An 11,974-nucleotide genomic window follows, 5' to 3' on the forward strand; every position below is an offset into this window, starting at 1 on the left:
AGCCGCTTCCCGGATATTTTGAGTCACCTGTGTGGCGTAGGGATGTGTGGCGTCAATACATAACGTCTTATCTTGCAGAACCGGAATCATATCTGCCTGTTCCAGCCGTCCGGATTTGACCTGAATTCCCGGACAAAATCCCTGATCGATTTTGCCATATTCAGTGGCAACGCAAACTGTTACCTGTGCCCCCAGCTCTGCCAGCGCATATGAAAGCGCCCTGCCTTCTGTAGTTCCAGAGAAAACCACCACATTCATGGTTTGTGGTACCCCCGCGGCGTGATGAGCCATCCGCCTTGCTGAACGGTTGTGCTGCTGCCGATAAACACCGTCGTGAACATGTCCACCGATGCATCCCGCAATGTTTCTAGCGTATAAAACTCTGCAGCCTGACCCGGACGCCCTATATTGCGCACGACTGCACAAGGGGTATGTTCCGCCTTTCCCGCAGCCAAAAGAATATCCACTGCGCGCTGCAAATGATCCTTGCGCCGATGTGACGCCGGGTTATACAGGCAAAGTGCAAAATCTCCCACTGCTGCACACTGGAGTCTTTTTTCAATTTGAGACCAGGGGGTCAACAGGTCAGAAAGGGATATCACACAAAAATCGTGGCCAAGCGGGGCACCCAATACCGCTGCCCCTGAAAGTGCTGCCGTAACGCCGGGCACTACTTCAACGGCAACCTCCGGGTATTCTTTGGCCAGTTCCAAAACGGGTGAAGCCATGCCGTATACGCCTGCATCACCGCTGCAAACCATCGCTACTGTTTTTCCTTCACAAGCGGCTCGCAGCGCCCAACGGCAACGATCCATTTCACCACGCATAGGAGTGGTATATATTTCTTTTTCCGGATACAGCGGTTTTACCAACTCCACATACACCGTATATCCGCACAGTACATCTGCCGCAGCCAATGCCGCACGGGCCTGCCCGGTCAACATACTTTCGTTTCCAGGACCCAGCCCTACAACGAACACTTTACCACTCATTATGAAATCTCCAATCCAATTGATACGGCCTGACTGCCGCCGCCAATGTCACACCGCCACCTGCCATTTTACGGTGCAGCAGAGTTCCTCCACTGGCAAGAATTGCTGCGCGTTCGCAGACATTATCCACTCCGGTCACCTGTTTGACGAAAGTGGAAGCCGAGAATTTTCCTTCGACCTGTGCCAATTGAACTGCACTGTAGGTTTCGAGTTCCCAGCCATGGCGACGGCAAAATTCCTGCAGCCCCGGTTCTGCCGCTTTCAGATCGATGCTGGCAACCTGACAGACTGCTTGCTCCGGTATGGCAAGACGTTCCCACGCCTGCTCCAGTATCTCGGCAGAAATGCCTTTACGGCACCCAACCCCCAGCACCACTACTTTTGGCACAAGCCACAGAACCGATTCCGGCTGCGGTGCAAATCCTACATATACATCACACGGGTCCTGTTCCGTGGCTTCAATACCCGATGGCGGATTGCCGCAAACAGGGATTTCCGTTCTTATGCGTACCTTTTCACCAGCCAGCAAGGCTCCGGAAATCTTTCGGATACATGCGGTGTGCAGCACAGCACAGTTTTGCCGACGTGCCCATTCATCCACAGCAAAAATGCCATTGGTATCGGTTGCGGTGGTGATGACCGGCATTGCACCACAAATTTTTGCCACCTTGCGTGCCAGATCGTTTGCACCGCCCAGATGCCCGGATAAAATCGGGAGTGCAAAACGGGCGCACTCATCCACTACAACCACCGCAGGGTCTACCGCCTTGCTTTGCAAATAAGGGGCAATTGCGCGTACAGCAATTCCTACAGCACCCACGTAGATCAGGGCTCGCTCTTGCAAAAAGTGTTGTTGAGTCCACTGCTGTAATGTATAAGGGCGACCGCTCCGCTCCGCCGTTCCATCCAGCTCCCGGGCAAGAGTTTGCGCCAGCAAAAAGCCTTTTTCCGTAAAAGCAAGGCATGCCACACTCATTCCGGGCGCCCCTTCCTGAATTCTGTTGTAAAACCAGGATCGTACAATTTGCTCCGGTCATAGGAGTCCGGTCTTAAAAAGTCCCCAACCAGAATTAAAGCTGTTTTTGTAATATGATATTCAGTCCCGCACTTTGCCAAGGTTCCCAATGTGCAGCGCACCACTTTTTCCTCCGGCCAGGTGGCTTTGTACACAAGCGCTGCAGGGGTTTGCTCGGTATAGTTTCCTCGCAGCAATGCATCCTGTACTGCAGGCAGCATACCAGCGGAAAGGAAAATCACCATACTGGCGCCATGACTGGCAAGTTTCTCCAGTGTTTCCGCTTCCGGGACCGGGGTGCGGCCTGCCATTCTGGTAATGATCACGGTCTGGCTGATTCCCGGCAGGGTATATTCTGCATGCAGCGCAGCTGCCGCACCGCAAAAACTGGACACCCCCGGTGTATCATCATAGGCAATGCCCCAACGATCCAGAGAGTCCATTTGTTCCCGTATGGCGCCATAAATGCTGGCATCACCGGTATGCAGCCGCACCGTTTCCAGCCCTGCATTTTCTTTTGCCCGCATCACATCCAGGACCTGTTCCAGTGTCATCTCGGCACTGTTGTATATGGAACAGCCTTCTTTGGCCAGCGCCAGCAGCGCCGGATTAACAAGACTTCCTGCATAGATAATACAATCGGCTTTGCGCAGCAATTCCGCGCCACGCATCGTGATCAGATCCGGTGCTCCGGGCCCCGCTCCCACAAAATGAATCATCTGTTACTCCTTTACCAGGATCGTTGCAAAATAGCCGGCCTGTCTTTCGGCATCATAAAGAGAAAGATCCGGCCACACTTCTTCATTGGGCAATCCGCAATTACACACCATGGCACTCTTTTCAAGTTTTCCATGGGCAGCCAGTACTTCCAACGTCTGTGGTAACTGGCGGCCTGTTTTCATCAAAACCTTACTGCCCGGACCATCCAGCACACTGTCAGCAGCACCACCCGGCGCAATGGTCAAGGGTTGATTCATGCCCCCGGTCAGTGATTGATTCAGCCTTGCCGCCGACGCGCAAAAACTTGGAACACCTGCCAGCATTTTTGTTATATATCCCTGTGCCTGCAGAAGTTCCTGCAGATATCCGAATGTTGCATAAACCGATACATCTCCCAGGTTCAGCATAGCCACATCCTGCCCGGCATCCAGATATTGGCGGAGCGTTTCTGCAGCTTCTTTATGGGCTTTATCCAGAACCGCAGAATCGCGGCTCATGGGGAAATGAAGCGGTACGATCACTTTATGATTCAGGTCAACCGCTCCGCAAGCGATATCCAACGCCAGCATCTGCCCGCTTTTGGTCTGCGGCGCTGCAATAACAGGGCAGCTTTGCAGCCTCCGAACAGCCTGCAGCGTCATCAGCTCCGGGTCCCCCGGTCCTACGCTGACCCCGTACAAAATTCCCCGGTTCATCATTTTTTCTGCCATTGTTGCAATATCTCCTTAGCTGGCCGGGTGATTCCCAACAAACCGAATTGATTGGAGAAAACCACAGCCCCAATGGTGCAGCCATCCCCAACACGGCGCTGCAGATGTGTTTGCATCGCCTGCAAAATAGAATTGATAACCGGCTCCCGCAGGTGTTCCCTTTCCAGAATTTCCAGGCATGCATCGGCGGTTGCCGCCCCCATCAAGGCACAGCAGGTCTGCGTTGTTGCTCCGCAAAGAGCGGCATGCGCGCAAAAAATCTCGGTACGGCAGTCGGCGTAGCGGGAATGGGTATTCATAATCCCGCCTGCCACTTTTACCAGTTTGCCTATATGGCCCACAAACAAAAGCTGCTCTACTTTTTCCACCGCTGCGCAGTCCAGAGCCTCCCCCAGAAAATTGGAACATTTCACAACAGGTACTCCACACGCATCCCATCCCTGTGTATGCAGAAAATCCGATCCATAATTTCCGGGCGTTAGAATCAACCGTTTGGATAGCGTCGCATGCTGGTGGATTTCCAAGGCAATGGTATCAACAATGGCCTGCTCACTCATAGGTTCCACAATGCCGGAAGTTCCCAGAATCGAAAGCCCACCCTCGACGCCAAGCTGTGGGTTAAAGGTCCTGCGCGCGGCTTCTTCTCCACCACGGATACTGATGATTACTTTCAGGCCTCCGGTATACCCGTTTTCCTGGCAAACTTGCTTCACCTGCTGTTCGATCATTTGCCGGGGCACACGGTTAATGGCTGCTGCTCCCACCGGCTGATCAAGCCCCGGCTTTGTAACACGCCCCACACCGTTACCGCCATCTATGGTAATCCCCGATGTTTTACATCTGGTCACTGTAGCGGTAATCGCCAGACCATCCGTCACGTCCGCGTCATCACCGGCATCTTTTTCCACACTGCATACGGCCTGTTCCTCCTGCCAGCGGCACTCTGAGGGAGAAACCGATACCTCCCATCCTTTGGGAGTCAGTACGGTCAGGCAGTCCGGTGCCTTGCCAGTCAGCAGTAAACGCGCTGCGCCTTGTGCCGCCAGTGCAGCACACGTTCCCGTTGTATAGCCGCAGCGCAGCAGACGCTGACCGCTTCGTATGGAATGTTCAAAAGCCATGGCTCACTCCAGCATCTTATTTAGCTTGGCACAGTACAACTGCTGAACAGCGGGCAGACGTCCCAGCCCTTTCAGCGTACAACGCACCGTAAAACCAAGCGATTCCAGTTGATTTTTCCAGCTGTCCGGCGATTCTCCCGCCATATCGTGGCATGCATGATCACCGGCCACCAGCAACAACGGTACTAAATGAACCTTTCGGTAACCACCCGCCTGAATTTGCGGAATTATCTGAGACAGAAGCGGCCAACCTTCCACAGTGGCCACAAACACATCCGGCCGGCCCTGTAAAGCGAAAACACTTTGCAGCGCAGGATACACCACCCCTGCAAAGTGTTCCGTTCCGTGCCCCATCAAAACCAATGCTTCCGCGTCTTGCCGGGGGTAACTTTGAGCCAATGCGACTGCCACATTCTGCAGATCCTGCGTATTGGCCAGAAGAGGCTCTCCCAGCTTCAAGCGGTTGAATCGGTCGTTATATGGGGCAATTTCGGCCTTTATTTTATCGTATTCATACCCGTAAAGCAAGTGCGTTGGCTGCACAGCTACTTCTGTATAACCTGCGTCGCATAGCCTTTGCAGAACTTCGGGCAGGCTTTCCGTCATTTGCCCTCGCATGGCCAGTCTTTTACGAATCACACGGCTGGTTACCGCACAAGCAAATTCGCAATTTCCTGCAGCATCGTGCAGCGCGTTTTCCACCGAGAGCAGATCCAACCGACCATTCTCGACGGTCGTGCCAAAGCTGGCACAAACCAGCGCTTGTTTCATACGTTTTTCTCCTTCCTTGCGGTACGGTATACGATGTAGGGCGTTCCATCTTCCTCTGTTCCCACCCGTGCATGAACGCCGTACACTTTTTCGATAAATTCCGGTGTCAGCAAATCGGTTGGGGTTCCGCTACCTACTAGATGGCCATCCTGCAATGCAAACAAATAGTCACAGTATGCGGCTGCCAAATTCAGATCATGCACAGCCAGCAGAACAGTTTTTCCAATATTTCGGATCAATTCCATCATTTGCAGCTGAAATTGAATGTCCAGGTGATTGGTGGGTTCATCCAAAATCAGGCAGGGTGTCTGCTGCGCCAAAGCCCGTGCCAAAATCACACGCTGTTGTTCCCCACCCGAGAGCGTAGAAAAAATACGTTCCGCTTTTGCTTCGAGTCCAACCATACGCAGTGACTCGCTTACAATTTCATAATCCTGCAAGTTGTCCTGTTCCAGAAAACGTTTATAAGGGCTGCGCCCCATAAGGACCATTTCCCGCACCGTAAAATCAAAACCATATCCGTGGTGTTGGGCTACTACCGCCAGCGTTTTGGCGCTTTGCCGCACTGTGTACTGCCCCAGTTCCCGGCCTTGCAAATAAACGGCACCATCGGTAGGCTGCAACACTCGATAAATGCATTTGAGCAGTGTACTTTTTCCGCTGCCGTTTGGTCCGATAATCCCAACAACCTGCCCTTTGCCTGCAGTCACATGAATATGCTCTAAAATCTGCTGCCCACCCAGTTTCATGGCGAGATTCCGGGTTTCTACCTGCCACATCATTCCGAGCCTCCAAATCCATAACGGTGCCGTACCATCAAGTACAAAAATACCGGTGCACCAGCCATGGACGTCAAAATTCCGATGGGAATTTCATTACCGGGTAATACCGTCCGGCAAGCTACATCGGCCCAAACCAGAAAAATGGCACCAACCAGCGCCGAAACAGGGATCAGCCGTCGATGATCCGTGCCCAAAAGTAGCCTTACACCATGGGGGACCACCAGTCCTACAAAACCAATGGTTCCTGCATTATAGACTGCCAAACCGATCAGTAAAGAAGTAACCAAAAGATACGCTATACGGTGCCAATGCAAATCGGTCCCCAGGGTTACAGCGTTATCATCCCCCAGCAGCATTAAATTCAGTGTACGACACTGTGTTATAAAAAACAGCGTCCCCGCCAGCACAGCCAATACAAAAATCTGATTATCCTGCCAGTTGGCAGCCCCCAAACCCCCCATTGTCCAGCGAATAATCTGCGACGGTGCGTGATCATCATTGCGCAGATAGATCGCAAAATTAGAAAAGGCATTGCATACAGCCGAAAGTGCCGAACCGGCTAACAGTAATTTTACCGCCGTTGCTCTGCCCCCGAGGTTTGCAAGAAACAATACGGCACAGGAAATCATCAAAGCTCCGACGAAAGCCATCACTCCAACAGATTTTGTTCCCCATACGGCACAGATACTGAACAAGGTGGCCAGTGTCGCCCCCAGAGATGCGCCCGAAGAAATTCCCAGGATATACGGGTCCGCCAGAGGATTTTTTACAATTGCCTGCATAACCACACCGCACAGTGCAAGCGCAGCCCCGACTGCGGCTCCGAGTACAAGTCGAGGCAGTCGGATCAGCCATACTACATCATGCAGAGCCGAACCTTCTGCCCATTGTGTCGGTACTTCTGCCCCCAGAAAAAAATGTACTGCTTTGTAATACAGGACGCCGTATACGTCGCGAATCGGAAGCGACATGGTTCCGAAAGTAACCGCTGCGGTCAAAGAAACCGCCAGCAGTAAGACAAGAAACCAGACCACTCCCGCACCAGCCCAATCCATCCGCAGCTTTTGATTTTCCTTCAATGTCCTCATGCTGCGTACTCCGGATGCATTCCTGCCGCCAAGGTGCTGATTCCGTCCATTGCGCGCGGCCCGGCTGCATAAATATCTCCCAGCATGACCAGACATACACGCCGGTTTTTCACCGCAGACAAACTGCTCAGCGCAGGGTCCGACTCAATTACAGCCAATTGGTCAGCCTTTACACGCTCCGGATCATCGCCTGAATACGCCATATACACCACAAAAATCACATCCGGGTCACACGCAAGCAGATCTTCTTTGCTTATCTCATTGCCGTCCGGATGAACCAGCGTTCCACCGAGTTGCGTCACCATATCCCCTGCCAGTGTATTGGCGCCATAATTGCTGATCGTACTTCCCATCGGTTCAACGACTGCGACCCGTACAGGGGCATTTCCCTGAACCGCCGCCAATGTCTGATTGATTTTGGATTGCATTTCTTCCACAATGGCGGCAGCTCGTTCTTCCACGCCAAAAATACGCCCGAGATTCAAAATGTCCGTATATTCGTTTTCCAACGTACGGGCATGCGTTCCAGGCCTGGTATTGGAATTCATATAGGTCGCCACCCCTTTTTCGTTCCAATAAGAAACATCCCCCAGCATTTTGTCACTGAACAGGGAACCCCAGGAAAGGATCATATCCGGCTGCAAAAGAGTAACGGTTTCTTTGTCCGGCGCAAACACGGATTCCTGGTAATTCATATCAGCAAAACCAGCCTGCCACTCTTCCTTGACCTCGTTATCAAGACCGTAACTGGCAATCACATGATCCTCAAGCCCCAATGCAATCATCGTTTCAATAGAACCTTGATATACCGCTACTACGCGTTCCGGTGCCTGTGTATATGTGTAAGACACCTCTTCCCCTGCATAGTTATAGTTGGTGACGGTCACCGGATATGCTTCTGCGCTTTCACTCGTCCCCGAAACGGTAGACCCGGCGGATTGCGTTTCGGCAGTGGGGACTGCTCCGCCGCAGGCACAAAGCAGAGCAGCACAAAGAGTCAGACATATAGCCGCCGCGTTCTTTCTTTGCATAATTTTCTCCTTTTTCTCTTTCCTTTTTGCCCATTGACCAAAAAGAAAAGGCCTGTTCCGGCTGCAAGAACCGAACAGACCCATACCAAAACAAAGCACACCTCTATTGTAATGTACTTTTGTTTCCGCCCAAACGTTTGGTCCGTCCGCAGCACGGGTTCTGTCCACTGGCATAGCCGCTCAAAAAGCTGCCATGCCCGACAGTATGAATCCCAAGGCAGGTCTTCCGGCTCTGGCGTCATAACCCAAACCCAGGTCTTCCCACACAAATATGCAGTGACTTGCAGTCAGGTTCAGGCTCAGCCATTACGGCGGCGGTCCCGCACAGGTTTTGCACCTGTTTCCCTATTCTCCCGGCCAGCCCAACAGGCTCCGGGCACCTTTGGATGCTTTATTGTATCAGAATACCATAAAAAACGCCGCCCCGCAAGTGGGGCGGCGTTTGGTTTTATCCGTTTTTATCAGCCCAGAATTTGTTTGGCAAGATCGGCACTGGCTTTTGCATCTTTGCAGAAGAAATCCGCTCCGATTTCTTTTGCATAGCTGGGAGTAAGCACGGCGCCTCCGACCCATACCTTACAATCCAATTTTGCTGTATGCAATGCGTCGATCGTCGCTTTCATATTCGGGACAGTCGTGGTCATCAAAGCCGACAAGCCTACCAGCTTAGCCCCTGTTGTACGCACAGCTTCCACCACACGTTCCGGCGGCACATCCCGGCCCAGATCCAATACATCATAGCCGTAATTTTCCAGAATGACACGCACAATATTTTTTCCGATATCGTGTACGTCGCCCTTGACAGTTGCCACAACGATTTTTCCTTTGTTAGAGGATGTTGGTTTTCCTTGCGCGGCAATCTTTGCTTTGACAGCTTCAAAAGCCGCCTGTGCTGCCGTAGCGGCCTGCAGCAACTGCGGCAAAAAGATTGTTCCTTTTTCAAAGCCGTCGCCTACCACATCCAGCGCCGGAATCAACGAGGTATTTACCATATCCAGCGGCTCCCGGGAGGCCAGCGCTGCTTCTGCCGCAGTTCGTGCCTCCTCTTTCAGGCCACGCCGCACAGCCTCAAACAGTGCATCCTCCGTAGCAGACAATGTCTTCCTGTTTTCCGGTGTACTCTTACTGATCTGCTGGCTCTGAATCTGCACATCCGCATAGGCAGCCACATAGTCAGCGCTCTGCTTGTCCTGCGCGGTCAAAACACGGTAAGAACGCACAGCTGCCATCATTTCCGGCGTATTGGGATTCATAATGGCCAAATCCAGCCCTGCTGCCATTGCCATTGTCAGGAATGTGGTATTCAGATAGCTGCGGCAAGGCAGGCCAAAACTGATATTGGAAACACCCAGAACCGTGCGGACTCCCAGTTCCCGTTTACAACGGGTCAGAGCTTCCAATGTCTGTACCGCACCTTCCTGCTGTGCACTGGCCGTCAGCGTCAGGCAGTCAATGTAGATATCTTCTCTGGGGATTCCCGCCGCCGTTGCAGCCTGTACGATCCGTTCGGCAATGGCAAATCGTGCTTCTGCACTTGTGGGAATTCCCTTTTCATCTAATGTCAAACCTACAACAGCGGCGCCGTACTTTTTGCATAGCGGCAAAATCGCATCCAACGTTTTTTGCTCACCGTTAACGGAATTTACAATCGGCTTGCCATTGTAAATACGCAAAGCACGCGACAGCGCTTCCGGATTGGAGGAATCCAACTGAAGCGGCAAATCTGTCACAGCCTGCAGATCCTTTACAAGGCGTTCCAATGTGGCGGCTTCATCAATTCCCGGCAAACCGGCGTTTACGTCCAGTATTTCGGCACCGGCCTCAGACTGTGCCACTGCCTGTGAACAGGGGTACGCACTGTCTCCTTCCCGCAAAGCCTGCTGCAGGCGTTTTTTGCCGGTTGGATTGATGCGTTCTCCCACGACCGTGATACCGTTTACTTCCACAAAACGAACCGGCGTGCATAAACAGCTCCGCTGCAGTGGAATCTTCTGCGCAGGGACCTGCGATGCAAAAACCTCACGCAATTTGGCGATATACTCCGGCGTAGTTCCACAGCAACCACCCACCATGGATACACCAATCGATGCATAAGCCTTCATTTCCCGGGCAAACTCGTCCGCATCCAGATTGTAAGAACCGTCCGGGTTCGGCAATCCGGCGTTGGGTTTTACAAAAACGGGGATATGCGCGGGGACTGTACGGCAAAGGCGCTGCGCAAAGGGCAGGATTTCAGCCGGTCCCAAAGAACAGTTGATGCCAATGGCATCTGCTCCCAATCCGGCCGCCGTCACGCCGTAGCTTTCTACGGTGCAGCCCGTAAACGTACGTCCCCGCCCTTCAAAGCTCATGGAAACAAACACCGGCAGGCTGCTCTGCTCCTTTGCTGCCAAAATAGCAGCCTTGAGTTCATAGAGATCGGTCATGGTCTCCAGAAAAACAAAATCTGCCCCCGCCTGCACCCCAGCCCGGACAATTTCGGCAAATGAAGCATACGCATCCTCAAATGACAATGTACCGGCCGGAGCAAGCAGTTCCCCTAGCGGCCCGATATCCAGGCCTACCAGCACGTCTTTGTTTTTTGCCGCACACTGCGCACATGCCAGGGATGCCTCGACCACCTGTGCTACGGTATAACCGGTTCCGGTCAGTTTGCGGGCGTTGGCACCAAAAGTATTGGCCAACAAAAGGTCCGCTCCTGCTGCAACGTACTCCGCATGGATTTCCGTCAGAATTTCCGGCATTTCCAGTGCGGCCAGTTCCGGTTTCTGGCCGGGTTTTAACCCGCGCTTTTGCAGCTGTGTTCCCATGCCGCCATCCAGAAAGACAAAACGGCGGCGGTCCAAGATCGATTCGATTCGCACAAACAATTCCTCTCATCCACAATTTATTTCGAGGTAAAGCAAGTTGTTCCATTCTTGCGGAAAACGCAGGTTTCCCGCAGGTGGCAGGTACTGCAGCCTGCCAATGTGCCGGTAACGGGGTGATCTGCCACGCCCAAAATCGCCGTGGTACTTTTACGCGGTGCCAGCAAGTGTTCCGCTGTTACGGCCACACCGCATCCGCGAACACTGTCTGCGGCCAGGCATACTTCATCATTGAGTGTCAAAGGACAATCCCCGTACCCGGGGGCAAAACGCCCTGTCAGGTATAGGTTCTGCGCTTTCAGTTCTGCCCGCAGTTCCTGTTCCAGATCGTCACATACCTGTTCCAGCATCACAGAAGCCATTGCATCCGCAGTGGCCGCCATGGCGATGTCTGTCAATTCAAACCGCCGCAACATCGTATCCACTTCACTGCCCAAAGTGGCTACCAAAACCAAAACTTCTTCACACCCTTGCAGGTGACGTATAAGATCACTGCCGCAATCCTTCAGCGGCAACGAGGTACGGGGCAGTTTTTTCCAGGCGGCACGTGGCACCGCGGTTTGCAGCAGTCTGCTTTCGGCGCGGTCCAATAGGGCCGAGGACGCATCATCCGGCTGCCAGCCGGATGCCCCCATATAGCGGAGCGCCACGGCACGATCGATGGCTTGCGGTTTCGCCCGTACCATTACAGAAGATCCCGAATGCCTTCGTAGACCTTTTCGGCTACTGCAGCATCATTCATAGCATACAGGTGCACACCATCCGCACCGCCCTCAATCAAATCACGAAGCTGACGAATGGAATAGTCAATACCTGCGTCATACAAGGCAGCCGGGTCATCCTGCCAACGGGAAATCATCCGTGTAAACTCCGAAGG

Annotated in this window: 13 protein-coding genes and 1 riboswitch; all 13 genes read right to left on the reverse strand. The window is 52.9% G+C overall.

Going from position 1 to position 11,974, the window contains the following annotated elements; translation table 11 throughout:
* On the reverse strand, nt 1-258 hold a 258-nt coding region (locus H6B10_RS08115; RefSeq protein WP_204651131.1), incomplete at its 3' end, for a precorrin-6A/cobalt-precorrin-6A reductase.
* Nucleotides 255-992 carry a precorrin-3B C(17)-methyltransferase gene (gene cobJ, locus H6B10_RS08120; RefSeq protein WP_204651132.1) on the reverse strand — a complete coding sequence of 246 codons (738 nt, stop codon included), beginning with the start codon at nt 990-992 and terminating at the stop codon, nt 255-257. The genes cobJ and H6B10_RS08115, both read right to left, overlap by 4 nt.
* On the reverse strand, nt 982-1,968 hold the full coding sequence (locus H6B10_RS08125; RefSeq protein ID WP_204651133.1) for a cobalt-precorrin 5A hydrolase: 987 nt from the start codon (nt 1,966-1,968) through the stop codon (nt 982-984). Before H6B10_RS08125 ends, cobJ begins: the two co-directional genes overlap by 11 nt.
* Nucleotides 1,965-2,726 carry a precorrin-4 C(11)-methyltransferase gene (gene cobM / locus H6B10_RS08130; RefSeq protein ID WP_204651134.1) on the reverse strand — a complete coding sequence of 254 codons (762 nt, stop codon included), beginning with the start codon at nt 2,724-2,726 and terminating at the stop codon, nt 1,965-1,967. Before cobM ends, H6B10_RS08125 begins: the two co-directional genes overlap by 4 nt.
* 3 nt (nt 2,727-2,729) lie before the next feature.
* Complete coding sequence (gene cobI, locus H6B10_RS08135) at nt 2,730-3,437, reverse strand: precorrin-2 C(20)-methyltransferase (protein WP_204651135.1); 708 nt, start codon at nt 3,435-3,437, stop codon at nt 2,730-2,732.
* Nucleotides 3,422-4,558, reverse strand: coding sequence for a cobalt-precorrin-5B (C(1))-methyltransferase CbiD (cbiD, locus tag H6B10_RS08140; protein WP_204651136.1), 1,137 nt, complete (start codon nt 4,556-4,558; stop codon nt 3,422-3,424). Before cbiD ends, cobI begins: the two co-directional genes overlap by 16 nt.
* 3 nt (nt 4,559-4,561) lie before the next feature.
* On the reverse strand, nt 4,562-5,329 hold the full coding sequence (locus H6B10_RS08145; protein WP_204651137.1) for a sirohydrochlorin cobaltochelatase: 768 nt from the start codon (nt 5,327-5,329) through the stop codon (nt 4,562-4,564).
* Nucleotides 5,326-6,111, reverse strand: coding sequence for an ABC transporter ATP-binding protein (locus H6B10_RS08150; RefSeq protein WP_243427314.1), 786 nt, complete (start codon nt 6,109-6,111; stop codon nt 5,326-5,328). The genes H6B10_RS08145 and H6B10_RS08150 overlap by 4 nt, the downstream gene beginning before the upstream one ends.
* Complete coding sequence (locus H6B10_RS08155) at nt 6,108-7,199, reverse strand: FecCD family ABC transporter permease (protein ID WP_204651138.1); 1,092 nt, start codon at nt 7,197-7,199, stop codon at nt 6,108-6,110. Before H6B10_RS08155 ends, H6B10_RS08150 begins: the two co-directional genes overlap by 4 nt.
* On the reverse strand, nt 7,196-8,398 hold the full coding sequence (locus H6B10_RS08160) for an ABC transporter substrate-binding protein (protein ID WP_345941718.1): 1,203 nt from the start codon (nt 8,396-8,398) through the stop codon (nt 7,196-7,198). The genes H6B10_RS08155 and H6B10_RS08160 overlap by 4 nt, the downstream gene beginning before the upstream one ends.
* Before the next feature lie 31 nt (nt 8,399-8,429).
* Nucleotides 8,430-8,629: riboswitch (cobalamin riboswitch) on the reverse strand.
* Nucleotides 8,630-8,691: 62 nt separating this feature from the next.
* Entirely contained in the window at nt 8,692-11,094 is a 2,403-nt protein-coding gene (locus tag H6B10_RS08165) for a homocysteine S-methyltransferase family protein (protein WP_345941719.1), read from the reverse strand.
* A 23-nt stretch (nt 11,095-11,117) separates the two neighbouring features.
* Nucleotides 11,118-11,783, reverse strand: coding sequence for a methionine synthase (locus H6B10_RS08170; RefSeq protein ID WP_204651139.1), 666 nt, complete (start codon nt 11,781-11,783; stop codon nt 11,118-11,120).
* The coding region (locus tag H6B10_RS08175) for a methylenetetrahydrofolate reductase (protein WP_204651140.1) at nt 11,783-11,974 on the reverse strand (192 nt) is incomplete at its 5' end. The genes H6B10_RS08175 and H6B10_RS08170, both read right to left, overlap by 1 nt.

The organism is Gemmiger formicilis (genome assembly GCF_016901605.1).
GTDB classification, from domain to species: domain Bacteria; phylum Bacillota; class Clostridia; order Oscillospirales; family Ruminococcaceae; genus Gemmiger; species Gemmiger formicilis_B.